Origin of the sequence: Bacillus sp. AY3-1, from assembly GCF_008368785.1 — a bacterium.
GTDB lineage: Bacteria > Bacillota > Bacilli > Bacillales > Bacillaceae_G > Bacillus_A > Bacillus_A wiedmannii.
This window is the reverse complement of record NZ_QORZ01000017.1, coordinates 374320-401246: the sequence shown is the minus strand read 5'-3', so window position 1 is coordinate 401246 and position 26927 is coordinate 374320. Positions and strand designations below refer to the sequence as shown.

At 36.3% G+C, this 26927-nt stretch carries 26 protein-coding genes and 1 pseudogene; 20 read left to right on the top strand and 7 right to left on the bottom strand.

Annotated features, from left to right (window positions below):
• Positions 1-110 precede the first annotated feature (110 nt).
• From DN389_RS17620 to pheA, 6 genes are all read left to right on the top strand, one after another.
• Positions 111-818 (top strand): response regulator transcription factor, encoded by a 708-nt coding sequence (locus DN389_RS17620; RefSeq protein ID WP_000276710.1) that lies wholly within the window; start codon positions 111-113, stop codon positions 816-818.
• A complete protein-coding gene (locus DN389_RS17615) occupies positions 808-1890 on the top strand; it encodes a HAMP domain-containing histidine kinase (RefSeq protein WP_060488214.1) in 1083 nt (360 codons plus the stop codon). Before DN389_RS17620 ends, DN389_RS17615 begins: the two co-directional genes overlap by 11 nt.
• Before the next feature lie 93 nt (positions 1891-1983).
• On the top strand, positions 1984-2760 hold the full coding sequence (locus tag DN389_RS17610) for an ABC transporter ATP-binding protein (RefSeq protein ID WP_000114530.1): 777 nt from the start codon (positions 1984-1986) through the stop codon (positions 2758-2760).
• Positions 2735-4657, top strand: coding sequence for an ABC transporter permease (locus tag DN389_RS17605; RefSeq protein ID WP_149237416.1), 1923 nt, complete (start codon positions 2735-2737; stop codon positions 4655-4657). The genes DN389_RS17610 and DN389_RS17605 overlap by 26 nt, the downstream gene beginning before the upstream one ends.
• 49 nt (positions 4658-4706) lie before the next feature.
• Entirely contained in the window at positions 4707-6620 is a 1914-nt protein-coding gene (locus tag DN389_RS17600) for an ABC transporter permease (RefSeq protein ID WP_149237415.1), read from the top strand.
• Between the two features lie 96 nt (positions 6621-6716).
• A complete protein-coding gene (pheA, locus tag DN389_RS17595; protein ID WP_149237414.1) occupies positions 6717-7568 on the top strand; it encodes a prephenate dehydratase in 852 nt (283 codons plus the stop codon).
• Between the two features lie 110 nt (positions 7569-7678).
• On the opposite strand, the gene DN389_RS17590 is transcribed toward pheA, so the two are convergent.
• The 3 genes from DN389_RS17590 to DN389_RS17580 all read right to left on the bottom strand — a co-directional run bounded on the left by DN389_RS17590 (position 7679) and on the right by DN389_RS17580 (position 10094).
• On the bottom strand, positions 7679-8326 hold the full coding sequence (locus DN389_RS17590) for an MOSC domain-containing protein (RefSeq protein WP_149237413.1): 648 nt from the start codon (positions 8324-8326) through the stop codon (positions 7679-7681).
• A gap of 83 nt (positions 8327-8409) precedes the next feature.
• Positions 8410-8952 (bottom strand): transcription repressor NadR, encoded by a 543-nt coding sequence (locus tag DN389_RS17585; protein ID WP_149237412.1) that lies wholly within the window; start codon positions 8950-8952, stop codon positions 8410-8412.
• Positions 8952-10094 (bottom strand): IscS subfamily cysteine desulfurase, encoded by a 1143-nt coding sequence (locus tag DN389_RS17580; RefSeq protein ID WP_000973754.1) that lies wholly within the window; start codon positions 10092-10094, stop codon positions 8952-8954. Before DN389_RS17580 ends, DN389_RS17585 begins: the two co-directional genes overlap by 1 nt.
• A gap of 152 nt (positions 10095-10246) precedes the next feature.
• On the opposite strand from DN389_RS17580, the gene nadB reads away from it, so the two are divergent.
• The 5 genes and pseudogenes from nadB (at position 10247) to DN389_RS17555 (ending at position 16665) form a co-directional block, all read left to right on the top strand.
• Positions 10247-11776 carry an L-aspartate oxidase gene (gene nadB / locus DN389_RS17575; RefSeq protein ID WP_149237411.1) on the top strand — a complete coding sequence of 510 codons (1530 nt, stop codon included), beginning with the start codon at positions 10247-10249 and terminating at the stop codon, positions 11774-11776.
• Positions 11777-11795: 19 nt separating this feature from the next.
• Positions 11796-12629 carry a carboxylating nicotinate-nucleotide diphosphorylase gene (gene nadC / locus DN389_RS17570; protein WP_060488221.1) on the top strand — a complete coding sequence of 278 codons (834 nt, stop codon included), beginning with the start codon at positions 11796-11798 and terminating at the stop codon, positions 12627-12629.
• Between the two features lie 30 nt (positions 12630-12659).
• A complete protein-coding gene (nadA, locus tag DN389_RS17565) occupies positions 12660-13766 on the top strand; it encodes a quinolinate synthase NadA (protein WP_149237410.1) in 1107 nt (368 codons plus the stop codon).
• 226 nt (positions 13767-13992) lie between these two features.
• Positions 13993-15838: pseudogene (gene exsA / locus DN389_RS17560) on the top strand (spore coat assembly protein ExsA).
• Between the two features lie 179 nt (positions 15839-16017).
• Positions 16018-16665, top strand: a complete 648-nt coding sequence (locus DN389_RS17555; RefSeq protein WP_001093539.1) for a YhcN/YlaJ family sporulation lipoprotein — start codon at positions 16018-16020, stop codon at positions 16663-16665.
• A gap of 34 nt (positions 16666-16699) precedes the next feature.
• Here DN389_RS17555 and DN389_RS17550 read toward each other — a convergent pair whose 3' ends face one another.
• On the bottom strand, positions 16700-17143 hold the full coding sequence (locus tag DN389_RS17550; RefSeq protein WP_080377683.1) for a branched-chain amino acid ABC transporter substrate-binding protein: 444 nt from the start codon (positions 17141-17143) through the stop codon (positions 16700-16702).
• A gap of 433 nt (positions 17144-17576) precedes the next feature.
• On the opposite strand from DN389_RS17550, the gene DN389_RS17545 reads away from it, so the two are divergent.
• Positions 17577-18107 (top strand): BofC C-terminal domain-containing protein, encoded by a 531-nt coding sequence (locus DN389_RS17545; RefSeq protein ID WP_088123447.1) that lies wholly within the window; start codon positions 17577-17579, stop codon positions 18105-18107.
• Between the two features lie 13 nt (positions 18108-18120).
• On the opposite strand, the gene DN389_RS17540 is transcribed toward DN389_RS17545, so the two are convergent.
• Complete coding sequence (locus DN389_RS17540) at positions 18121-19065, bottom strand: iron-hydroxamate ABC transporter substrate-binding protein (RefSeq protein ID WP_149237408.1); 945 nt, start codon at positions 19063-19065, stop codon at positions 18121-18123.
• A 188-nt stretch (positions 19066-19253) separates the two neighbouring features.
• Between DN389_RS17540 and ruvA the strand changes: the two genes are divergently transcribed.
• The 6 genes from ruvA to yajC are packed head-to-tail and all read left to right on the top strand — an operon-like array spanning position 19254 to position 23587.
• On the top strand, positions 19254-19871 hold the full coding sequence (gene ruvA / locus DN389_RS17535; RefSeq protein WP_000464511.1) for a Holliday junction DNA helicase RuvA: 618 nt from the start codon (positions 19254-19256) through the stop codon (positions 19869-19871).
• A 5-nt stretch (positions 19872-19876) separates the two neighbouring features.
• Entirely contained in the window at positions 19877-20878 is a 1002-nt protein-coding gene (gene ruvB / locus DN389_RS17530) for a Holliday junction branch migration DNA helicase RuvB (RefSeq protein WP_000344465.1), read from the top strand.
• Positions 20875-21075, top strand: coding sequence for a DUF2905 domain-containing protein (locus DN389_RS17525; RefSeq protein WP_149237406.1), 201 nt, complete (start codon positions 20875-20877; stop codon positions 21073-21075). Before ruvB ends, DN389_RS17525 begins: the two co-directional genes overlap by 4 nt.
• 19 nt (positions 21076-21094) lie before the next feature.
• Positions 21095-22147 (top strand): tRNA preQ1(34) S-adenosylmethionine ribosyltransferase-isomerase QueA, encoded by a 1053-nt coding sequence (gene queA / locus DN389_RS17520; protein ID WP_000354010.1) that lies wholly within the window; start codon positions 21095-21097, stop codon positions 22145-22147.
• Between the two features lie 12 nt (positions 22148-22159).
• Positions 22160-23299 carry a tRNA guanosine(34) transglycosylase Tgt gene (gene tgt, locus DN389_RS17515; RefSeq protein WP_000125371.1) on the top strand — a complete coding sequence of 380 codons (1140 nt, stop codon included), beginning with the start codon at positions 22160-22162 and terminating at the stop codon, positions 23297-23299.
• 27 nt (positions 23300-23326) lie between these two features.
• Complete coding sequence (yajC, locus tag DN389_RS17510; protein WP_001068064.1) at positions 23327-23587, top strand: preprotein translocase subunit YajC; 261 nt, start codon at positions 23327-23329, stop codon at positions 23585-23587.
• 36 nt (positions 23588-23623) lie between these two features.
• Here the strand turns inward: yajC and DN389_RS17505 are convergent, their stop codons facing one another.
• Positions 23624-24007: a TIGR04086 family membrane protein gene (locus DN389_RS17505; protein WP_000349129.1), complete on the bottom strand. Its 384-nt coding sequence runs from the start codon at positions 24005-24007 to the stop codon at positions 23624-23626.
• A 103-nt stretch (positions 24008-24110) separates the two neighbouring features.
• Here DN389_RS17505 and DN389_RS17500 point away from each other — a divergent pair, with 103 nt between their 5' ends.
• Positions 24111-24758 carry a DUF421 domain-containing protein gene (locus DN389_RS17500; RefSeq protein ID WP_061672387.1) on the top strand — a complete coding sequence of 216 codons (648 nt, stop codon included), beginning with the start codon at positions 24111-24113 and terminating at the stop codon, positions 24756-24758.
• Between the two features lie 29 nt (positions 24759-24787).
• Here the strand turns inward: DN389_RS17500 and spoVB are convergent, their stop codons facing one another.
• A complete protein-coding gene (gene spoVB / locus DN389_RS17495; RefSeq protein WP_000198304.1) occupies positions 24788-26347 on the bottom strand; it encodes a stage V sporulation protein B in 1560 nt (519 codons plus the stop codon).
• Positions 26348-26532: 185 nt separating this feature from the next.
• On the opposite strand from spoVB, the gene DN389_RS17490 reads away from it, so the two are divergent.
• Positions 26533-26817, top strand: a complete 285-nt coding sequence (locus tag DN389_RS17490) for a post-transcriptional regulator (RefSeq protein WP_000890214.1) — start codon at positions 26533-26535, stop codon at positions 26815-26817.
• Positions 26818-26927: the final 110 nt, after the last annotated feature.

Sequence of the window (26927 nt, the reverse complement as noted above, 5' to 3'; positions counted from 1 at the left end):
TATTGTAAATGTCTGATTCATATAGGAAAAAATACCCACTAATTAAATTTTCAATTTATAATAGAACAAGGAGTGGCTTTGGAAGAATTTTTTATGGGGAGAAAACGAACATGTATAAAATATTAATTGTAGAAGACGATGAAAAAATAGCGGGAATATTAGAGGAGCATTTAGAAAGGTATGGCTATCAATCATTTAGAGCAAGTGATTTACGTCATATAAAAGATGAGTTCGTGAAAATAAATCCTCATCTCGTATTACTGGATATTAATTTACCATATTTTGATGGTTTTTATTGGTGTCGTCAAATTCGTACTGTATCGAATGCGCCAATTATTTTTGTTTCTGCAAGAACAGGGGAAATGGATCAAGTAATGGCGATCGAGAATGGCGGAGATGATTACATTACGAAGCCATTCCATTTAGATATTGTAATGGCTAAGGTGAAAAGTGCACTTCGCCGTGGCTATGGTGAGTATGCCTCTGTTGCTGAGAGTGATTGTTTAGGTGTAAATGGACTGTTGTTATTTCCGTCCCAGCACATTGTTGAGTGGCAGGGGCAACAAACGGAGCTGACAAAAAATGAATTTTACTTATTAGAATGTTTAATGAAACAAGCAAATCAATATGTAACGCGTGAAGAACTGTTAGAAGCCCTGTGGGACGAGGTAGCTTTTGTTGATGATAATACATTAACCGTAAATGTAAAACGCGTAAGGAAGAAACTAGAGGAGCTAGGCATTCAAAATGCAATTGTAACGAAACGCGGATATGGTTATGCGCTTCTTACAGAGTGGGGCGAAGGGCATGAAGGTTAAAAATTACCTCATGGACCGTTTTTCTTTACTTCTTTCTTATATTATTAGCCTTTGTTTATTTGGGCTCGTTTTGCAGTTGCAAAGTCTTTTAGAAAAAAGATCCATTGATTGGAGTACGTGGTTATATGGGCTTTTATTAGGGACAGTTGTATTTACTGTATACCTCATTTACGATTATCGAAAACGAAGTGTATTTTTAAAAAGAATCGAAAAATATGTTGCTAGCGGAAATACATTACACGACTCTTTACTTATTGATACTTCTTATACTTCAGAGCAAGAGATGGTTGTTGAATCGTTTACGCTATTAAGACAGCAATATATGAATGAAGTTCATAAACAACATGCGAAAGAACAACAGCAAATGATATTTATGAACCAATGGATTCATCAAATGAAAACACCAGTATCGGTTATAGAATTGCTATTACAAAAGTTTGGTAAAGAGCATCGTGAAGCAAGAGCAACAGTTGAAAGTATTCGTGAAGAAAATAATCGTATACTAAATGGTTTAGATTTAGCGTTACATATGGCAAGGTTAGATCAATTTGCGAAAGATTATAAAGTAGAAGTAGTAAATGTGATAGATATTATTAGAGGTATCATTAATGAAAATCGAAAATCCTTCATTCAATCGTCTGTATTTCCGAAAGTAATGTTTGAAGAAGATACTTGTATGGTTGCATCTGATAGAAAATGGCTAAGTATTGCTATTGGGCAAATTGTTGTAAATGCAATTAAGTATACGAAAATTTCAGAAGCAGAGAAAAAGGAAATTCAATTTCAAATTGAAGAGAAAGATCAAAAGGTGTTACTACATATTAAGGACAATGGAATTGGTATTCCAAAGCAAGATGTAAAGCGTATATTTGATCCATTCTTTACGGGAATAAATGGCCGTAAAACGAGAGAAGCGACTGGAATGGGTTTATATATTACGAAGGAAATTTGCGATAATTTACATCATGGAATGTATGTGCAATCGGCTGAAGGGGAAGGGACAACATTCACGTTCCAATTTGCAAAAGATGAAGAATATCATACATTAATGAGAAAAATGACAAAACTGTAAGATAACAAAACGTTTTGTAAGGGAAATCACTCGTTTCTTTTTCTTATTTTTCTTATAGTAAGTGTAAGAAGAAAACACATAGGGGGATTAGAAATGAGTGTTCTTGAAGTAAAAGGATTAACAAAAGTGTACCAATCAAAAGGTTCAGTAGCGACGACTGCTTTAAACGATATAAATTTTAAAATAGAAGAAGGCGAATTTGTAGGAATTATGGGGCCTTCAGGGAGCGGGAAAACAACGCTTTTAAATTTATTAGCAACAATTGATAAGCAAACTTCAGGTCATGTGCTTGTAAATGGTGAAGAAATTAATCAAATGCGTGCTGCAAAATTAGCGGAGTTTCGCCGTACACATTTAGGATTCATTTTCCAGGATTTTAACTTACTTGATACGTTATCGATTAAAGAAAATATCATTTTACCACTTGTAATGGCGAAGAAATCTGTAAATGAAATTGATGCGAAAGTGCTTGAGATTGCAAAATTTTTAAATATTGAAGAAATTTTAAATAAAAAAGTATATGAAGTGTCAGGCGGACAACAACAACGTGCAGCAGCAGCGAGAGCAATCATTCATGAACCTACGCTAATTTTAGCGGATGAGCCAACTGGAAACTTAGATTCGAAGTCAGCAAAATCATTAATGAGTGCATTGCAAGATTTACATGAACAAAAGAAAGTGACAATTGCAATGGTAACGCATGATCCAGTAGCGGCGAGTTATTGCGAACGTATTCTTTTCATTCGCGACGGAGAAATTTTCTCAGAAATACATAAAGGAAGAACGAAACAAGCCTTTTTCCAAGAAATTCTGGACGTACTTGCGATGCTAGGAGGAGAATATCATGAACTTTCGCCAGCTCGCGCTTAATAACGTAAAAGGAAATTGGCGTAATTATAAAGCTTTTCTTATTAGTAGCTGTTTATCGATTGTCGTATTTTTCATGTATGCTTCCTTTATTTATCATCCAGATGTCGTAAGTGGTAATATTAGTATGAGAGAGATGATCTCAAAAGGGCTAGAATCGATGAATTATATTGTAGTCATCTTCTCAGCACTCTTTATTTTATATGCAAATTCAACATTTTTACGAGCAAGAAAAAAAGAGTTTGGTCTATTAACATTAATAGGCGGAACAAAATCTCAACTTGGCCGAATGATTATATTAGAACAGCTTATGTTAGGTAGTATTGCAATTGTAGTAGGTATTGGGCTTGGCATGCTTTGTTCAAAATTATTTTTCCAAGCATTAAGCGTAATATTGAAAATAGATAAAACACTTCCACTCGTATGGAATAGTAAAGCAATTCTTATTACAGCAGGTGTATACTTTATTCTATTTTTAATCCTATCATTGTTTAGTGTTTGGACAGTAGGCCGCTTGCAAATTATTGATTTATTAAGAGAAGCAAGAAAACAAAAAGTAGAACCTTTTGCATTTACATCGTTATGTCTAGTTGGTATAGGATGTATTATTGTTGCATATGTACTTAGCTTCCAAGTAACATTTATGAATTTTATCATTCTGTTTTTACCAATTGTAGGGCTGACGATAGGCGGAACTTATTTGCTGTTTACACAAGGTAGTACAGTCGTATTAAAGGCGTTACAAAAACGAAAAAAATCTTTTTATACATATCCAAATATGTTCGTACTTAGCAATCTTATTTATAAAATGAAAGATAATGCTCGTTTTCTATTTGTAATTTCTATCATTACGGCGGTTGTATCTTCAGCAGTTGGTACGCTGTACGTATTTTTTGAGGATATGAGTTATAAGGCAGCAACTAGTACCCCGCATGCTATATCGTATGAGGAAAAGGGAATACATACGCATAATGTCATAAAAGAAGGAAAAACAAAAGAATTAATAAAAAAACACGGATTTGAAGAAGCGCGAGAAGTAACGTACGTAAAACTTCCTGGAACTCAAAAAATCACGATGTTTAACAGTGAACATGAGATGCCAATGGCGATTGTTTCAGAAAAAGAATATAACGCTGAAGTACGTAAACAAAAGAGAGAGCAAGTTAGAGAAGTTCATAATGCACCAGGTAGTGCAACGATGGTCATAATGGATATGGCGAACGATATGATGAAGATAGATCGTACGAAACCGTATGAAATTAAAATTAACGGACAAAAGCAATCTGTTCAATTAAATGAGCCAACTTCATTTTCTGTTTTTAATGATAGTGAATATCTCATTGTGAATGATCAAGATTTTGAGAAATACGCAAAACTTGTACCAGATGAAGAAAAGACGAAATATTACGGTTATTATATAGAAGACTGGAAAAGTACGGAAGACCTTGTGTTAGATTTGAAAAATGAAATTGCACCAGATAAGCAAATGGAACTAAACAACTCAGTGCTCGCTTATAAAAATATAAGGGAATCAGGAGCAATTACGATGTTTATCGGTTTCTTCGTAGCTGTGCTGTTCTTTTTCTTCGCTTGTAGTATGACATACTTTAAATGGTTTAACGATAAAGAACAAGATCGTATTCAATTTAAATCGTTAAAGAGAATCGGTATGACAGATAAAGAAATTCGCAAAATTGCAATTCGACAAATGGGCGTTATCTTCTTTATCCCAATTTTAATTGGTGCCATTCATAGTGGATTTGCTCTTCATACGTTAGGAAAAATGCTTTATCTCGATTTATGGAAATCAGGTGCGATTGTAATTGGGACGTACGTTGTAGCTTCTGCGATTTACTTTATGATTGCACAAAGAGGATATTTGAAACACGTGCAAAGCTAGAGAAACCTCTAGCTTTTTGCCTATGTAGTAAGTTATAGGGGGACGATAGATGAACATTCGGCAACTAGCGCTACAAAATATAAAAGGAAATTGGCGTAATTATAAAGTGTTTTTCTTAAGTAGTTGCTTTGCAATATTCGCGTCTTTTGCATACATGTCTGTCATTGTACATCCGTATATGCAAGAGACGATGTGGTATCAAAACGTACGCTGGGGACTTATCATATGTAATGTTATAATTATTTCTTTTTTTGTCATATTTATTTTGTACTCTACTTCTATTTTCATAGAGGCACGTAAGAAAGAATTAGGATTATACATGTTAATGGGAGCAACGAAATCTAACGTAATAGGAGTAATTATGACCGAGCAAATATTGATCGGGGTATTTGCTAATATTTTCGGTATTGGGCTTGGTATGATCTTTTTAAAGCTCTTCTTCATGGTGTTTAGTATGTTACTGGGGCTTCCGAAAGAACTCCCTGTCATATTTGACGTGAGAGCAATCGGGGGAACGTTTATTGTATATATGGTCGTATTTGTTGTCTTATCTTTTATAAGTGCTTTGCGTATATGGAATATAAAAATTATTCGGTTATTAAAAGAATTTCGCAAGGATAGAAAAGAGAAGAAAACATCAATGCGGCTTTGTATATTCGGATTTATTTGCTTAGGTATAGGATATGCGTTAGCGTTACAAGCGACTATACCAACGATAGCATTCTATTTTTTTCCTGTGTCTATACTTGTCTTTTTCGGAACGTATTTTTCTTTTACACACGGCACTGCTCAAATATTAGAAATAATAAAACGAAATAAAAAGATTATGTATACATATCCGTATTTATTTATAGTGAATCAATTGTCACATCGAATGAAGGAAAATGGTCGTTTTTTCTTTCTAATGTCAATGGCAACGACGTTTGTAGTTACGGCAACAGGTACGGTGTTCTTATATTTTTCTGGTATGCAAGATATGTGGCGGAGCGGGGGCGTACACTCATTTTCTTACATAGAAAAGGGTACTTCTTCTCATGAAGTCTTTGCGGAAGGCACGGTTGAACAATTATTGCACCAATATGGATATAATGACTTTCAATCTATGAGTTTTATTGGAGTGTATGCATCTTTTCAGTCTAATAAGGGAGAAATAGAAGTAGCGCCGCTCATTAAAGAAAGTGAATACAATCAAGAGGCAAGAAAACAAAAACAGAAAACGTATCATCCTAAAAAAGGAACAGTTACACTCGTTTATTATAATAAATACAATAATTCGAATGTATATAATCAAAAAGAGATTCAATTGCAAGTAACGAATCAACCATATCAATTCGTATTTAACGGTCAGAAAGAAGGGGTTCAATTTAACCATCATCCTTCGCACATTAATGGTCTGTTCTTCGTCATGCATGATGAAGACTTTGACAGTATAGCAAATAAGGTTCCTGATTCTGAAAAAATGATATATAGAGGCTATACATTACCAAATATCGAAAATACGAAAGAATTAAATGAAGATTTACGGAAACATATGAAACAAGATAAAGATAATACATTTCGAAGTAATATGGAGTTATATGTGAATATGAAATCGTTCGGTGATATTACTCTATTTATAGGATCATTCATTAGTATATTATTCTTTCTTACTTCATGTAGTATCGTATATTTTAAATGGTTTCATAATATTGCATCTGATCGAAAGCAGTACGGGGCACTTGCTAAGCTTGGAATGACGAAGGAAGAAGTGTGGAAAATTTCTCGTTGGCAATTATGTATGTTATTTTTTGCGCCAATTCTAGTTGGGAGTATGCATAGTGCAGTTGCGTTATATACGTTTCATAATACGCTTTTTATGGATGGTTCATTAAGAAAAGTAGGTTTGTTTATTCTGTATTATATCGCTGCATGCATCATGTATTTCTTTTTCGCTCAAAGAGAATATAGGAAACATTTAGACTAGCGAATGCTAGTCTTTTTTTAATATTCGAAATTTACATAGAAGAATATAAAAAAGTATGGTATAACAGTAAGAAAACGAAAAAGAGGGGAAAAGACGATGATTCGAGTAGGATATTTAGGACCAGAAGCAACATTTACAAATATGGCGGTGAGTCGTTTTTTTCCGGAAGCAGAGCATGTACCGTATCGAACGATTCCAGATTGTATGGATGCAGCTGCAAATGGAAATGTAGATTATGCAGTGGTACCACTAGAAAATGCGATAGAAGGTTCAGTGAATATAACAGTTGATTACCTCGTACATGAGCAACCACTTTCTATTGTAGGAGAAATTACAGTACCAATTCAGCAGCATTTACTTGTACATCCGCAGTATGCAGAAGTTTGGGAAGAAGTATATGCAGTGCACTCTCATCCACACGCTATTGCACAATGTCATAAGTTTTTAAATGAAGAGTTAAAAGGGATAACCGTCCGAGATATGACATCAACAAGTGCAGCTGCGCAATATGTGAAAGAACATCCTGAAGAAAAAATCGCTGCCATTGCAAATGAAGCGGCCGCAGAAAAATACGGTTTAACAATTGTAAGACGTGATATTCATACGCACAAAAACAATCATACACGCTTCCTAGTGCTCCATAAGAAAAAGAAAGCCGTACTCCCAAATAACGGAGAAAACCGCGGAGAGAAAACGACGCTTATGATAACGTTACCTGCTGATTATGCAGGGGCACTATATCAAGTGTTATCAGCTTTCGCATGGAGAAAATTAAATCTATCAAAAATCGAATCTCGTCCGATGAAAACAGGACTAGGAAATTACTTTTTCTTAATTGATGTCGATAAAGCATACGATGATGTATTATTGCCAGGCGTAACGATGGAACTTGAAGCGCTCGGTTTTTCTGTTACTGTGCTGGGGAGTTATTGTTCTTATTGGTTGTAAGAGAGGTGGATGAACTGTCGACATTTCCCTTCTAATTGCTGGTATAATTTCATCGGATAATACATTTTGTGATAGATAAATAAAATCCCACCTATAAATGGTGGGATTCTTTATTTTAATTTCGCAAGACGATCCTCTAACTGACCACGCCAAATATCGGCTAGTTCTGGAACAGCAAGAATCTTTTCAATGCCATCTTTACCTTTTCTATTATGAAAATAAATTTCGTTAGAGAACAAAACAGAAACGTTGCCCGGTTGACGTTCTAGTAATGTAATTTTAGAATCTTTACGTACAGTACCTTCCTGAAGAACGCGACATAGATAACCAGTAAATCCAGTTGCTACAATGCGCGGCAGTATGCCAGGAATACCGAGACGTTTTGAAATAGTGCTACAAGGTACTCTCGCTTGTGTGACCTGAATGATTGCTTCACCTAGTTGATATGTATCTCCAATGCAAACATCACGCTCTAACATATTTGTTACGGTAATGTTTTCGCCAAATGTGGAAGCTGGAAGCGTAGTTTGAAATTCTTCTTCCCATAGTGCGTAATGCTCATGTGGATACACACAAACTGCGCGATCAGGTCCCCCGTGGTGTTTTAAATCTGCTACGTCATCACCACGAAATCCATCTTTTGAGAGGAAAGCTTCTTCTGTAAGTTCTTTACATATACCAGTAATCATTTCTTTATCTTCGCTATATTTCATTTGTTTCGGTTTGCCAATGCTAAAGTGAACGAGTTCGATTCCCATGTTTGATCCCCTTTACAATTGATTACAATATTATAGCATTAAAAAAGCACAGAGAATGATAAAAACTCTGTGCTTTACATGAATTAATAAACGAGAAATCCTGCTTTATCTAGTGCCTCGCAAGCAGCGGCTAATTTCTCTTTTGAATCTGCCTCAATTGTATGTAAGTGAATACCATCTGTTAGCTGCGAAAGATAGGAAGCATTTGTGTTTTCGATTTTTTGTAAATATTGCTCTACATCAAATCGATTACTTACCATGATGGACGCTGTTAAGTCACCGTATACAGGATGCTCAACTTTTACATCTTTAATCGTAACGCCGTGATCAACAAGCATTGTAAGTTCCTGACGTACTTCCGCTGGTTTATGTTGGCATACAATTACGCGTTCGAAAGCTTGTTGTTTCTCTTGTGGTTTTAAATATAAATACCCTTGAGCAGTCGCGATAATCGGTTCGTTTCGTGCTTTAAGCAAGGAAATATCTTGCACGATCACTTGTCGACTTACATTTGTCTTTTTCGACAGTTCATTCCCAGATAACGGTTCATTTGCAGCGAGAAGCCACTGAAGGATAAGTTGTCGTCTTTCTTCACCTAAAATCTTTTTTTGGTCATTTTGTTTCATTATGATTTAACACCTCTATAAAATTGATTTCCAATTGTGTGTAGTGCATGAATAGTAGTATCAATTTGATCTTTCGTTGTTTGTTGTCCGAAAGAGAAGCGAACATATTGTTTTGCCTCTTCATACGTTTTTCCAATTGCAAGCATTGTTTTCGAAGGTTCTTGTTTACCGACTTGGCAAGCACTTCCAGTGGAAATGGCAATACCGTGGCGATTACATTCTAGCATTGTATATTGACCTTCTATTCCTTTTATTGTAACCCCAACAATATGTGGTAAACAAGAAGTAGAATGACCTTCTACTTGAATTTCTAGAGGAAGCGCTTGTAAATGTCTTAAAAAGTAGGATCGTAACTCTTTAAAACGTAAGCTCTCTTCTTGTTGATTTTTTAATATATTCTCAGCAGCTGTTAAAAAAGATGCGATGCCAGGAACGTTTACTGTACCTGGGCGAAATCCTTTTTCGTGAGAAGTTCCTGGAAATATTTGTGCCCAGCGAACTTGGGGATTTATATAGCAAGCGCCAACACCCTTTGGTCCATATATTTTATGTGCTGAAACAGAGAGACTATCAATTCCCATCTCAAAAACATTAATAGGAAGTTTACCAAATGTTTGCACACAATCTGAATGAAATAAAACGTTATATTTTTTTAAAAGTGCCCCGATCTCTGTGATGTTTTGAACGGTTCCGATTTCAGAGTTTCCGTGCTGTATGCTTGCTAGAACAGTATTTTCTGTAATAGCTGTTTCTAAATCTTCTAAATGAATTAGCCCGTCTTCATCAACAGGTATTTCAGTAATGGTATACCCTTCTGATTGTAAGGATTGAAAATAACTTCGAATGGATGCGTGTTCCATAGGTGTCGTAATAATGTGCTTCTTATTTCGAGCATTGAGAAGGGATTGAATCGCAAGGTAGTTGGATTCCGAGCCACCGCTTGTGAAGAATGCCCCTTGTTCCTTTCCACCAATCATTTCAGCAAATGTTTTTCGGCAAACTTGTAATAAAGAAGAGGCTGTTCCTCCAATATCATGTAAACTTTGTTCATTTCCGAAGTATTGCGATGCTGCTTTCATATATGTGTGTAATGCTTCTTCACTCATAGGTGTAGTAGCTGCATAGTCAAGATATATCATCATGTAAGTTCCTCTCCCTAGTAAGAGTTACATTTCTTGTATTTTTTAAATGGTAGTGAAAATAAGAATTATAAAAAAACTCTTGTCATTATTTTAAAACTATGTAAATATAGGTGTCAAGACAGTTGAAAAGTGTAAAGTAGGAGGCAACAATTATGCCAAGTGCAGATGTCTTAATTATTGGAAGTGGCGTTGCGGCACTTCGTGTTGCGAAAGAGATTTGTCACGAAAAGAATGTGATTATTGTCACAAAGGAAACAAATCGTAATAATAATACATATTTAGCGCAAGGTGGAATTGCCGCAGCGGTTGCAACATATGACAATCCAAATGATCATTTTGAAGATACGTTAGTAGCAGGATGTCATTATAACAATGAAGATGTGGTCCGTTATTTAGTCGAGGAAGGACCGAAAGAAATGAATAATCTCATTGAAAATGGAATGAAATTTGATGGAGATGAAACGGGTCCTCATCTTGGAAAAGAAGGCGCACATCGAAAGCGTCGTATTTTACATGCAGGTGGCGATGCAACAGGAAAGAATTTATTAGAGCATTTCATTCAAGAAGTAGCTCCGCACGTTACGGTAGTGGAACAGGAAATGGTGCTTGATTTTATTATAGAAAATGATAAATGTATTGGAGTTTTAACAAGAACTAGTGAAGGGAAGTTGAAGCGTTACGTTGCAGAGTATACGGTGTTAGCAACAGGCGGGATTGGCGGTTTATACGCCTTTACTTCTAACGATAAGACAATTACGGGTGATGGACTTGCGATGGTGTACCGCGCAGGCGGGGAGCTCGTAGATTTAGAGTTTGTACAATTTCATCCAACAATGTTATACACGAGCGGACGATGCTGCGGCCTCGTCTCTGAAGCTGTCCGTGGGGAAGGAGCTGTCCTTATGAATGGAAAAGGGCAGCGTTTTATGATGAATATACACCCTGATCACGATCTCGCACCACGTGATGTAGTAGCAAGAGCGATTCATGAGCAGCTTTTGGCGGGTGAACAAGTGTATGTAAATATCGAGTCTATTCAAAATTTCGAAGAACGTTTTCCGACGGTATCATCATTGTGTAAAAAGAATGGTGTCGATATAAATAAAAAACGCATTCCAGTCGTACCCGGTGCTCATTTTCATATGGGCGGCGTGAAAACGAACTGTGATGGGGAGACGTCCATTCCAAATTTATATGCGGTCGGTGAAGTAGCTTGTAATGGTGTTCATGGAGCAAATAGATTAGCAAGTAATTCATTATTAGAAGGTCTTGTGTTTGGAAAAAGAATAGGAAAACATATTTTAACTAAAGCGACAAAAGAAAGCTGGAACAACGTGGCTGAGAAGGAAAAGAAGTTTATCGTTCTGAATCATTTGCCGGCGAAAGAAGAAATACAAGAATGCATGATGAAATATGTTGGGATTGTGCGAACAGAGCAAAGTTTATCTTATGCAAAGAGATGGCTTAGTAAGTATGGTGTTCGAAATATGATATTACAACATGATGCTCTTACAAATGAAGAGATAACGCTTATTAATATGTTAACAGCCTGTGAGCTTATAGTCGTATCAGCTTTGCAAAGAGAAGAAAGTATTGGTGGCCATTATCGAAGTGATTATCCAGATAGAAATAGCGTAAAAAAAGAGATTGTTCGAGTGAAAAGAAAACTACAACTTGTGTGATGAAGGGAAGAGGGGCTCTATGAACACGATAAAAGTGAAAGAAGCATTAAATCGATTTTTTCTAGAAGATATAGGAGAAAGAGATGTAACATCTCAGCTTATTTTTCCAGACAATTTACTTTCAAAAGGAACGTTTCTTGCGAAGGATACAGGTATCTTTGCGGGGCGTTTAGTAATTGAAGAAGGATTTAAATTAATTGATGAAAGAATTGAAGTGGAGCTTCATAAAAAAGATGGAGATCTTGTAGAAAAGGGCGAAATAATAGCAACTGCGCAAGGTCCAATCGCATCGTTATTAACGGCAGAGCGCGTTATATTAAACGTTATCCAGCGTATGAGCGGGATAGCGACAATGACACATAAAGCTGTTCTTGCTTTAGATAGCAGCCATACACGCATTTGTGATACGCGAAAAACGATGCCAGGGCTACGTATGTTTGATAAGTATGCAGTCGTATGCGGAGGCGGATTTAATCACCGTTTCGGTTTATATGATGGTGTCATGATTAAAGACAATCATATTGCTTTTGCTGGTTCTATTACGAAAGCTGTTACATCGGTGAAAGAAAAATTAGGGCATATGGTGAAAGTAGAAGTGGAAACAGAAACGGAAGAACAAGTGAGAGAGGCTGTAGCTGCTGGTGCGGATATTATTATGTTTGATAACCGTACGCCAGATGAGATTCGAGAGTTTTCAAAGATTGTACCAAGTGCCATCGTTACAGAAGCTTCAGGAGGCATTACAATTGAAGATTTATCGAAATACGGAAAAACAGGGGTAGATTATATTTCACTTGGAGCGTTAACACATTCAGTGAAAGCACTTGATATTAGTTTCAATATTGAGGCGTAAGGAAAGTGGCTTAGAGGGGGAGAAAGAAATATGAGTATTTTAGAAAAAGTGCAACCGATTGAAACGATGTTACCGGAGCGTTATTACACGATGTCAACAGAAGATATGGAAAAGCGGGTTCGTGAAATTAAAGAAAAAATGGGGAAAACATTATTTATTCCAGGACATCATTACCAAAAGGATGAAGTGGTACAATTTTCTGATGCGGCAGGAGATTCACTTCAGCTTGCACAAGTTGCAGCGAGCAATAAAGAAGCGAAATATATTGTATTTTGCGGTGTACACTTTATGGCAGAAACAGCAGATATGTTAACGACAGATGATCAAATCGTTATTTTGCCAGATATGCGTGCAGGTTGTTCGATGGCAGATATGGCAGATATTGAACAAACAGAAAGGGCATGGAAAGAGCTCGCAAAATTATTTGGAGATACGATGATTCCGTTAACATATGTTAACTCTACAGCTGCAATTAAAGCGTTTTGTGGTCGTAATGGCGGAGCAACAGTAACTTCTTCTAATGCAAAACAAATGGTGTCTTGGGCGTTTACACAAAAAGAGCGTCTTGTCTTTTTACCGGATCAACATTTAGGAAGAAATACAGCTTACGATTTAGGTATCCCATTAGATAAAATGGCAGTATGGGACCCGCATACAGATTCATTAGAGTACGATGGAGATATAGAAGAAATTCAAGTGATTTTATGGAAAGGGCATTGTTCGGTTCATCAAAACTTTACAGTGAAAAACATTGAGAACGTACGGAAAAATCATCCGGATATGAATATTATTGTACATCCAGAATGTTGCTATGAGGTCGTTGATGCTTCGGATTACGCAGGATCAACGAAATATATTATTGATATGATTGAAGCAGCGCCACCTGGAAGTAAATGGGCAATTGGTACAGAGATGAATTTAGTGAACCGAATTATTCAGCAACATCCAGATAAAGAGATTGTTTCACTTAATCCATTTATGTGTCCGTGTTTAACGATGAATCGAATTGATCTGCCGCACTTATTATGGGTGCTTGAAACGGTAGAAAGAGGAGAAGAAATTAACGTTATTAGCGTAGATAAACAAGTGACTGAAGAAGCGGTTCTCGCATTAAATCGTATGTTAGAGCGTGTGTAAAGCAACGGTATTTCTGTTGCTTTTTTTCATGCATATAATCATAACGAGAACGAAATGGGCATACATTGTTTTGAAGAAATCATTGTGATTTTCTTATGCTTATTCCACTTCTAATCATATTGAAAATCGAAGAAGTGATACAAGTGAAAAGAAGTTAGCGTTATTTAGAAAGGGTTACTTCATGAGATTTGTTACTTATAGATAAGTTATACAGGAGGGGGAAAATTTGAAAATTCATATCGTGCAAAAAGGGGATACCCTTTGGAAAATTGCGAAAAAGTACGGAGTAGATTTTGATACGTTGAAAAATACAAATACACAACTTAGTAATCCAGATTTAATCATGCCAGGTATGAAAATTAAAGTACCATCAAACAGCGTTCACGTGAAACAACATGCTGGAGCAGGTTCATCACCTCCAAAACAATACGTAAAAGAAGTACAACAAAAAGAATTTGCAGCAACGCCAACTCCGCTTGGAATAGAGGATGAGGAAGAAGTTACGTATCAATCAGCGCCGATTACACAGCAACCTGCTATGCAACAAACACAAAAAGAAGTGCAAGTAAAACCACAGAAGGAAATGCAAGTGAAACCACAAAAAGAAGTACAGGTAAAACCGCAGAAGGAAATGCAAGTGAAACCACAAAAAGAAGTACAGGTAAAACCACAGAAGGAAATGCAAGTGAAACCGCAAAAAGAAGTACAAAAAGAAAAGCCAATTCAAATGGAAAAACCAGTTGAAAAACCGTCTGTTATTCAAAAACCACCTGTTATAGAAAAACAAAAACCAGCAGAAAAAGAAAATACGAAGTTTTCGATAAATGTATTACCACAGCCGCCGCAACCACCAATAAAAGCGAAAAAAGAATATAAAATTTCAGATGTCATTAAAAAAGGAAGCGAGTTAATTGCTCCTCAAATTACTAAAATGAAACCTAATAACATCATTTCTCCGCAAACGAAAAAAGATAATATCGTGTCACCGCAAGTAAAGAAAGAAAACGTAGGAAATATCGTGTCACCACAAGTAAAGAAAGAAAACGTAGGAAATATCGTGTCACCACAAGTAAAGAAAGAAAACGTAGGAAATATCGTGTCACCACAAGTAAAGAAAGAAAACGTAGGAAATATCGTATCACCGCAAGTGAAGAAAGAAAATGTAGGGAATATCGTGTCACCAAATGTATCGAAAGAGAATGTAGTCATTCCGCAAGTAATACCGCCAAATGTTCAAGTGCCAAACATCATGCCAATGTTGGATAACAATCAACCACCAAACATCATGCCAATAATGGATAACAATCAACCGCCAAATATAATGCCGATAATGGATAATAGCCCAATACCAAACATTATGCCAATGATGGATAATAACCCAATACCAAACATTATGCCGATGATGGATAACAACCAAATGCCAAATATGATGCCAATGATGGATAACAACCAAATGCCAAATATGATGCCAATGATGGATAACAACCAAATGACAAACATGATGCCAATAATGTATAATAACCATAATGGATAACAATCAAATGCCAAACATGATGCCAATAATGGATAACAATCAAATGCCAAATATGATGCCGATAATGGATAACAATCAAATGCCAAATATGATGCCAATAATGGATAACAATCAAATGCCGAATATGATGCTGATAATGGATAATAATCAACCACCGAATATGATGCCATATCAAATACCATACCAACAGCCTATGATGCCGCCAAATCCGTATTATCAACAACAAAATCCATATCAAATGCCATATCAGCAAGGGGCACCGTTTGGACCGCAATATACGTCTATGCCAAATCCAAATATGATGCCAATGGATAATAATATGCCACCGCTCGTGCAAGGAGAGGAAGATTGTGGATGCGGAGGAGAGAGTAGGCTATATAGTCCGCAACCTGGAGGACCACAATACGCGAATCCTTTATATTATCAACCAACTCAATCGGCATATGCGCCACAGCCAGGAACGATGTATTATCAACCAGATCCACCAAATGTATTTGGGGAGCCGGTTTCAGAAGAAGAGGACGAAGAGGAAGTTTAAAAAAGGCGGGATTATTCCCGCCTTTTTTGTATGTAGAGTCGTTCTGAAAATGGAAGATTTACATCAAATGTTAGAAAATCCCCAGTGAAATATTAACAGTGTAAAAACCTTCTCTGTTACTCATCATAAGAGGGAGCTTTTCAGAAGAGAAGTTCATTCTAACAGAGGGGGTTTTTGTATTGAATACGAAAGTAAAAGTGATTGCTGCTTCTTTGTTAGTTACCAGTGCATTAGCTGCATGTGGTACACCAAAAGATAACAATGCAATGGATGGACGTAACTACAACTATAAGCATACATCTTATAATGATACACACCAGTATCGTGATAATGTAGCGCGTAATGATCGCTATACAGATTATGTAACATATAGAAATGGTCGTAACGATACAGGATATAACAATTATTACCGCGATGTAAATTACAATGGACAAATTGCTAATCCGCATCCAACTCGTAATATTACAATGAATAATTCATACATTAACAATGATGGTAAAACAGCTGAAAGAATAACGAATCGTGTGAAACGTATGAATAACGTAGACCGCGTGTCTACAGTTGTATATGGAAACGATGTAGCGATTGCAGTAAAACCACGTAATACAGTGACAAATGAAACGGCGATGGCGAACGAAATTCGTCAAGCGGTTTCAAATGAAGTTGGAAACAGAAACGTATATGTTTCTGTAAGAAATGATATGTTTACTCGTGTCGATGCAATGAGCACACGTCTACGTAATGGTACTGTTACAAACGATTTTAATCGTGATATAGGAAATATGTTCCGAGACATTCGTTACGGTTTAACTGGTACTATGCGATAGCAAAACGAAAGAGGAAGGGATAGCCCTTCCTCTTTTATTCATCGTCATCTTTTAAACGACGTTTTTTAATAAAATAACTAACGGAATAAGAAACTAAAAAGCATATGAAGAAAATACTACCTGTTAAAATAGCTTCGAAAAAAGGTCTCTCTGGACTGAAAATGATATAAATAATAGCTATAATAATTCCAACAATAAGAGAGCGTAAGACAAGCTTGTAATAAGGAGTTAATTTTATTTCCTTTTCACCTTCTTCTACATCGATTGAAACACTTAACTGTAAATAAGCAAGTAAAATACTTGTAAGCATAAATAATAGCCACAATGGAGATTTCGTAATTTGATCCATTCCTTCAGTGAATCCGATATAGCCTAAAATACCAATTATACCAAGCGATTGAAAAAGAAAGGCAATACGTATGTTTTTTAATGTTTTCAGAATGAGACGTTCATCCTTTATTTTTTTCACAATATCCATCTCCTGTTTATTATGATTTCGCTATTATATTAATTGTAACATATATATTACAATTATCAATTTATAATTTACACAAAGTCCGTTTGGATAAAAGAGTAAATAAAATATTTTTATAAACATGTTGCACTTATACTTTATTAATGTTATATTAGCAAAGCGATGAGCTAATTTACGTAAGACGAGAGATATGCTTAAGTGCTAAACACGCGAATGTGGTCGCCTGGTCTCTCGCCGTAAACGCATCAAGACGCCTGCTTTGCAGGCGTCTTTCATTTTATATAAAAACAAATGCTAATGCAGATAAAGATAAAACTTTATCTGCATTTTTTTATTTTCGAGAGAAATGTAATATGGTTATTTATATGGATAAAACCTCCATTTCCGGAAAAACTACTAATGAAAGTTTGATCTTGCCTAAAAGAGGTGAACGGAAATGAAATGGATACTGATTGCGATGCAAGCTTTCGTTATGATGTTTTGTTTCGTTTATGAAACAAATGTGAAGGCGGAAGGGCCAGTACCAGAAGTAACAGAAAAAGAGCCTGAAGTTACAATTTTATTAGAGCGAATGTATGTTGATGGAGAAGTAAGTGAGGAAATCTTTACAGAAAAAGTAGCGGACTTAGAAAAGTTTTTACAGCGGTATAAAGAATGGCAGCTCGTTGATCGTGATGATGTACAAATTGTATTACAAAAGAAAGTTGATGATATTTCTCCGTTATTAAAGACGAGCGGTTATTTCGGTGTGTCAGAGGAAGGGATATTACAAATTTTCAAAGGTGTACCGAAAAGTGATAATGCGATTCATTCCTTCTTTCAAATTGATATGAAAAAGCTTGAGAGTTATGAGCGTGCGAAATTGAAGCGTGGTATTCGCATTAAATCAAAAGAAGGTTTTGTGAAGACGATTGAAAAAATGAAGCAATACGCAGTGCAAAGTAAGAAAAAAAGCAGCTCGTGGTGAGCTGCTTTTTTTCTTACTTGTTTTTATCTAAAATTTGTTTTGCGATTTCATCGATTAGCATATCTTTTCCGATTGGATTGAAAGCTTTTGTATTGAAGATTTCATTCGATACTTCATATACGCGATTGTTTTTAACTGCTTTATTGTCCTTCCAAACGGCACTATTTTTATAGTCTTCGTAAACTTTATCAGCTTCGCCGCCGAAGTTTACAATAAACATTTGGTCAGGCTGGAATGCAACAAGACCTTCTAACGATACTTGTGCCATCGTTTGTTTTAAATCTGTACCTTTTGTTGCTGGAAGTTTTAAGTCATTAAAGATGATGTCACCGTATCCGAAGCTACCGTATACACGGAAGTTTTGTGGTGTAACTGCGACGAACATAAAGTTCTCATCTTTTGTTTTTTCTTTAATTTTTTTAGATAAAGAGTCTGCTTTTTTATCGTAGTCTGCAATCCATTTGTCTGCTTTCTTTTCTTCGTCAAATAGTTTACCTACTTCTTTAAACTTACCGCGCCAGTCTTCTAAGTTTGTTTCTAAAACAACTGTTGGTGCAACCTTTTCTAATTGATCATAGATCTTCAATTGACGATTATTTAAAATAATTAAGTCTGGTTTTAATGCAGTAACAGCTTCTAAATCAACTTTAGGTGCCCAGTACCAACCTACTGCCTTTACTCCGTCTAATTTTTCTGTTAAATGATTTTGGATTTTATCTTTATATGTGTTTGCTGTACCAACAGGTTTGTGTCCAAGAAGTAATAATTCTTCTGTTGATCCAGATAGGTCAACAATTCTCTTTGGATTTACTGGAATTGTAGCTTCCCCCTTAGCGTGTTTTACAACTTTTGTTTTCGGTTGTTCTTTCGCTTTCGATTCTTCTTTTTGAGAAGAACAGCCAACGATAGAAAGAACAACTAGCATAATAGTAAATAAAATAAATAGCTTCTGTTTCATCCTGATGTAACCCCTTTAATTAGTATTGATAATCATTATCGACTTCTGTATATTAAGGTGCTTCATACTTTCTGTCAATGGAAAATAACAGAAGTTTCAAATGGAGAACATTTGTTGGGGTAGTCTCGCTTTTCTATCATTAAATATGTTAAAATGGAATACATGATTTAAGAGGGAGAGATCGTATTTTGTTTGAATATGTTACAGGTTACGTGGAGTATGTAGGACCGGAATATGTCGTAATTGACCATAATGGAATTGGTTATCAAATTTTCACGCCAAATCCGTATGTATTTCAAAGAAGTAAGCAAGAAATCCGTGTCTATACATATCATTATGTGAGAGAAGATATTATGGCACTTTACGGGTTTAAAACACGTGAAGAGCGTTTATTATTTACAAAATTGTTAGGTGTGTCTGGCATTGGACCAAAAGGTGCACTTGCAATTTTAGCTTCTGGTCAAACAGGACAGGTCGTTCAAGCGATTGAACATGAAGATGAGAAGTTTTTAGTGAAGTTCCCGGGCGTTGGAAAGAAAACAGCGCGCCAAATGATTTTAGATTTAAAAGGAAAACTAGCTGATGTCGTGCCAGATGCATTTGTTGATTTATTCTCAGACACAGAACGTTTTGATGAGAAGAAAGGTTCATCAGCTGAGCTTGATGAGGCGCTGGAAGCTCTGCGCGCACTTGGATACGCAGAACGAGAAGTTTCTCGCGTTGTACCAGAGTTATTAAAAGAATCATTAACGACGGATCAGTATATTAAAAAGGCACTTAGTCTTTTACTAAATGGTAAGAGGTGAGTATAATGGACGAACGTCTCCTTTCAGGGGAATCTGCATATGAAGATTCGGATTTAGAATATTCATTACGGCCACAGACGCTCCGTCAGTATATTGGCCAAGATAAAGCGAAACATAATTTAGAGGTATTTATTGAAGCGGCGAAAATGCGTGAAGAAACGTTAGATCATGTGCTTCTATATGGACCACCAGGACTTGGTAAAACGACGCTTGCCAATATTATTGCTAATGAAATGGGCGTAAATGTTAGAACAACTTCAGGTCCAGCAATTGAAAGGCCGGGAGATTTAGCAGCTGTATTAACAGCACTTCAGCCGGGTGATGTATTATTTATTGATGAAATTCATCGTTTGCATAGGTCAATTGAAGAAGTGTTATATCCTGCGATGGAAGATTTTTGCCTTGATATCGTAATTGGAAAAGGGCCATCAGCACGGTCTGTACGTTTAGATTTACCGCCATTTACATTAGTTGGAGCAACGACCCGTGCGGGGGCATTATCAGCGCCGCTTCGTGACCGTTTCGGTGTACTTTCAAGATTAGAGTATTACACAGTAGATCAGCTTTCTGAGATTGTTGAACGTACAGCAGAAGTATTCGAAGTTGAAATTGATTCGTTAGCCGCACTAGAAATTGCAAGACGTGCTCGTGGTACACCTCGTATTGCGAATCGTTTATTACGACGTGTACGAGATTTCGCACAAGTTCGTGGTAACGGAACGGTTACAATGGAAATTACACAAATGGCGTTAGAACTACTGCAAGTAGATAAATTAGGTCTAGATCATATTGATCATAAATTATTGCTTGGTATTATTGAGAAATTCCGTGGTGGTCCAGTTGGATTAGAAACAGTTTCGGCAACGATTGGAGAAGAATCCCATACGATTGAAGATGTATATGAGCCATATTTACTACAAATTGGCTTTTTACAACGAACGCCAAGGGGTCGAATTGTAACACCACTTGCTTATGAGCATTTCGGAATGGAGATACCAAAAGTATGACGGAGATGCAAAAATTGCTTATTACAGCAGGTATCTTACTTATCGTTGTTGGATTAGCTTGGAAGTTCATAGGAAGACTTCCAGGCGATATTTTTGTGAAAAAAGGAAACGTTACCTTTTATTTTCCTATCATCACATGTATTGTGTTAAGTATTGTATTATCTTTTATTATGTATATAATAAATCGATTTAAATAAGAAATAGGTGGATATAGTTATGGATATAAATCTGTTTGATTTTCATTTACCAGAAGAACTTATTGCACAAGTCCCATTAGAAGATCGTGAAACATCAAGATTAATGGTGTTAGACCGTGAAACAGGTGATATTGAGCATAAACATTTTACGGACATTCTTTCTTACTTACATGAGGGAGATTGCTTAGTTTTAAATGAAACAAAAGTAATGCCTGCTCGTTTGCACGGTGTGAAAGAAGATACAGGCGCACACATTGAAGTACTTCTTCTAAAGCAAGAAGAAGGCGATAAGTGGGAAACACTTGTTAAGCCAGCGAAACGTGTAAAAGAAGGAACTGTTATCTCTTTTGGCGAAGGGAAATTAAAAGCAACTTGCACAGGAACTGCAGATCAAGGTGGACGTCATCTTGAATTTTCATATGACGGCATCTTCTATGAAATTTTAGATGAACTTGGGGAAATGCCACTTCCTCCATATATTAAAGAGACGCTAGAAGATCGCGATCGCTATCAAACGGTATATGCGAAAGAAATTGGCTCAGCAGCAGCACCGACTGCAGGACTTCACTTTACAGAAGAGTTACTTGAGAAGTTAAAACAAAAAGGTGTTGGGTTAGCTTTCATTACCCTACATGTAGGACTTGGAACATTTAGACCAGTTTCTGCCGATACGATTGAAGAACACCATATGCACGCAGAATATTACCATATGTCTGAAGAGACAGCGGCATTATTAAACCGTGTAAAAGAGAATGGTGGACGTATTATTACTGTAGGTACGACATCAACTCGTACGTTAGAAACAATTGCGACAGATCATGACGGCAAGCTTTGTGCTGCTTCTGGCTGGACAGATATTTTTATGTACCCAGGTTATGAATTTAAAGCAATTGATGGTTTAATTACAAACTTCCATTTACCGAAATCAACATTAATTATGCTTGTAAGTGCATTTGCAAATAGGGATAATGTACTTCATGCTTATAATGAAGCAGTAAAAGAAAAATATCGTTTCTTTAGCTTCGGTGATGCAATGTTCGTTGCATCTCACGCTAAAATGGGAAACAAATAAAAGGAGTAAATTATGACAGCAATTCGTTATGAATTTATTAAAACTTGTAAACAAACGGGTGCCCGTTTAGGACGTGTACATACGCCGCACGGTTCATTTGATACACCAACATTTATGCCAGTTGGTACACTTGCAACAGTTAAGACAATGTCACCAGAAGAATTAAAAGCAATGGATTCTGGTATTATTTTAAGTAATACGTATCATTTATGGCTACGTCCAGGTCACGAAATTGTTCGTGAAGCAGGTGGTTTGCATAAATTTATGAACTGGGACCGTGCGATTTTAACTGATTCTGGTGGTTTCCAAGTATTTAGTTTAAGTGACTTCCGTCGCATTGAAGAGGAAGGCGTTCACTTCCGTAATCACTTAAATGGAGATAAATTATTCTTATCACCAGAAAAAGCGATGGAAATTCAAAATGCATTAGGTTCAGATATTATGATGGCATTTGATGAGTGTCCACCATTCCCAGCTACTTTTGAATATATGAAGAAATCTGTAGAACGTACAAGCCGCTGGGCAGAACGTTGCTTAAAAGCACATGAACGTCCACAAGATCAAGGTTTATTCGGTATCGTACAGGGTGGAGAGTTCGAAGAGCTTCGTCGTCAAAGTGCGAAAGACCTTGTTTCAATGGACTTCCCTGGTTATGCTATAGGTGGTTTATCTGTTGGGGAACCAAAAGATATTATGAACCGTGTACTTGAGTTTACAACACCACTTCTTCCAGATAATAAGCCACGTTACTTAATGGGAGTGGGTTCCCCTGACTCATTAATTGATGGTGCAATTCGCGGAGTTGATATGTTTGACTGCGTACTTCCAACTCGTATCGCTCGAAATGGTACATGTATGACAAGTGAAGGTCGTCTAGTTGTAAAAAATGCAAAATTCGCAAGAGACTTCGGTCCACTTGATCCAAACTGTGATTGCTATACATGTAAAAATTACTCTCGTGCGTACATTCGTCACTTAATGAAATGTGATGAAACGTTTGGAATTCGTTTAACGTCTTATCACAACCTTCATTTTCTGTTAAACTTAATGGAGCAGGTGAGACAAGCTATTCGTGAAGACCGTCTTGGCGATTTCCGCGAAGAATTCTTTGAACAGTATGGCTTTAATAAACCGAATGCTAAAAACTTCTAATACATAATTTAAAAGGAGGAACAAAAGATGAATCCAGGTATGATGAATATCGTTATGATCGTTGCGATGTTTGCGATTTTCTATTTCTTATTAATTCGCCCGCAACAAAAGCGTCAAAAAGCAGTTGCTCAAATGCAAAATGAGTTAGCAAAAGGTGATGCTATCGTAACAATCGGTGGTTTACACGGTACAATCGAATCAGTAGATGAGACGAAAATCGTTATTAAATCTGGTGGTTCACACTTAACTTTCGATCGTAATGCGATTCGTGAAGTTGTGAAAAACTAATGAGAAAGGCCCTGCATGAAATGTGCAGGGCCTTTTTTAGTTATTTTGTTTTGACATATTTACCCCGAAAATACCACCGAGTGTACTCGCGCCCATTAATGCTAATTGATAAAGTAACTGGGAGTTCGATAAAGTTTGAGAGAAGCCTAAATAGTTAACTAGAAAAACAAGTATAGCGAATGTAAGACCTGTTGTGAAACCTACTAGCCAACCTTTCCCTTGTGCTTTTTTGCCGGCAGTAAATCCGGATATAAGCATAGATAAAAGAGCTAGTATAAAAATAGTAACGGCTAATGTCTCTTCAGTCATATCTGTAAACTTTAATAAAAGAGCCATAACCATGCTAATAATTGATGCAAAAATTAATAAGGTAATGATACCAAAGCCGATTGCGGTTGATAATTTTTTCGTTCCATCCATTTATACATTCCCCCTTTTTAATACAAGCATATTTTCTTTTTGCCCAAGTTAGACTAGTTTATTTTTTATAGGGGAGTCTATACGTAAAAAAGGAGATGTAGAAATGGAATGGGTATCAATCATTGGCCGGACGATACTTTTGTATATCATCATATTAATTATTTTTCGTCTTATGGGTAAACGTGAAATTGGAGAGTTAAGTGTATTAGATTTAGTTGTATTCATTATGCTTGGGGAAATGGCTGTAGTCGCAATTGAAAATACCGATAAATCACTTTGGCACCAATTAGTTCCGATGACTTTTCTTATGTGTATACAGATTATTTTGTCAGTCATTTCATTAAAGTTTCAACGATTTCGGCATTTAATAGAAGGTGAGCCGGCTATTCTTGTAAATGCGGGGAAAATTGATGAAAAGAAGATGAGAAATCAGCGTTATAATATAGATGATTTATTGATGCAATTAAGGGAGCAAGGAGTTGGAGATATCCGAGATGTAGAATACGCTATTTTAGAACCATCTGGGAAGTTATCTGTCTTTCAAAAACAAAAAGGTAAACAGGATACATTGCAGTTTACTCTTCCTCTTATTATTGATGGAGAAATTCAATTGAATCATTTACAAATGATTGAACATACAGACGAATGGCTTATTGGCAAATTAAAAAACTTAGGTTATAACGATATCGCACAAATTTTATACTGCAGCTTTCAAAACGGACAATTTTTTGTTGATTTGAAAGAAAACTAGAGGCTTACTATATGAAATAGTAAGCCCGTTTACTTCAAAAATGAAAGTTTTCGAATGATTGGAAGTCGACTTAACTCTTCTTTTCGAATGAGTTTGAAAGTGAAGAGGAGGGTAATATAAACGATTGTTGTTAAAGTGATTTCCCATAATGTTTGTACGCCAAGTGAATGAGAGAAAATCATATATTTATGAAGGTAAAAACCGAAAGCACCTGCAATACCGATGGCAAGTCCGCCGAAAATGTAGTCTTTTGCATAAATGGTAAATGTAATTTTCTTTAAAACAGTAGCGTAATGAAGGAATGTTACCGTCACTATATTTGCAGCGATAGCGAGTGCAACCCCCATCATTTGAAAATCTGGCCTTGAAGCTAGTACAAAAATAACGATTAATTTCACGATGGCGCCAATAAATGTATTCATCATTGCAGCTCTTGCTAAGTTTAAAGCTTGTAAAACAGAGGTAAGTGGACTTTGAAAGTAATGAAATAAAAAGCAAGGTGCAAGAAGCTGGATAAATGCTGTTGCACTATCCGATCCATACATAAGAGTTAAAATAGGAGAAGCGAATACGTATAATATAACGACTGACCACCCACCAGTAATTAATGAGATTCGAAGAGCTTGTTGTAGGCGGTGTTCCACTAATTTATGCTGTCTTTTAGCCATCGCTTCACTAATAGATGGAACGAGTGCTGTAGAAAGAGCGTATGTAATAAAGGCTGGCAGTGATAGAAGTGGGAATGCATAACCGTTTAATATACCGTATTGCTGGGTTGCGACAGAGGCAGCAACTCCGGCAATCGCTAAGCTTTGCATAACAACGATAGGTTCAAAAAAATATGAAACGGAACCGATTAAACGACTTCCTGTAGTTGGAAGGGCAATATCCATAAGAGAATAAAATGTACCTTTGCTCTCCTTTACAGTAGTGAAAAATCCAGAGCGTATAGATAAATGTTTTTCGCGCTGGAATAAAGTGAGTAAAAATAATAACGATGCAACTTCACCGAGAACGGCTGATAACATAGCGCCAGCTGCAGCATATTCTACGCCGTAAGGTAAAAATAACTGAATGCATATAGCGATAATTGTAATGCGGACAACTTGTTCTATAACTTGAGCATAAGCGCTAGGTTTCATATTTTGTTTCCCTTGGAAATAACCGCGTAAAACAGAAGAAACAGCAATAACAGGAACGACAGGTAAAATGGCCATTAATGGATAGTACGTTCGTTCATCAGTTAATAATGTTTTTGCTAAAATAGGTGTGAGAAGCATAATTCCGATTGTTAAAATGATACTAATAACGGATGTAACAGCTAATGACACTGTTAATATTTTTTTAACCCTTTGTTTATCGTTCACAGCTTCTGCTTCTGCTACAAATTTTGCGATTGCGACAGGAAGGCCGATTTGTGTTAATGTAATTGCTAGAATGAATGTAGGAACGGCCATCATATAAAGGCCAACACCTTCTTCCCCTAAAATACGTGCCATTACAATCCGGTTAATAAATCCAAGGATTTTGGTAATAAAGCCGGCTATCATTAAAATAAATGCGCCTTTTAAAAAGCTTTGTCTCGTCATGGTCTTCTCCTACCTTCTCAAAATCAGTGGAATGATTTACAATAATTTATATGCACGTATGAGACAAGAATGACAAGCATTTAAGAGAGTGAAGTATGAGAGGCTCTTGAAAGTAGTTATTGCTGTCCATTAGAGCGGGATTAAAAGCGACTTTTCGTGCTGAAATAAGAAGGAGATGTTTATGTATGTTAGAAAAAGAGGCTTTGGTAGAATCATACCGCGGACAGTTACAAGTCGTTTTAGAAAGCAAAGTAGAAGAGTTTCACATGTTCGGTTATGACCGAGTAACAGATGATGATATTTGGAAGTTTCTCAAAGTGAAGAAGTGGAAAAAAATAAACGGTGATGTTAGATTATATGAATTAGTAAATGATGTATTAAGAGTAAGTACTAATGAATATATGAATTATTTAACTGTGGAAGCATATCAAGCACCACTTTGGTCATTTGATGAATATGAAAATAAATAACCGACTGCAATTGGTTTGTTCTTCCTTTTGCAGTATAATGATAGGTATTGATAATGAGGAAATAATTATGTCTAAGATTATATATAAAGGGGGTAGTGAAGAGAAAAAAT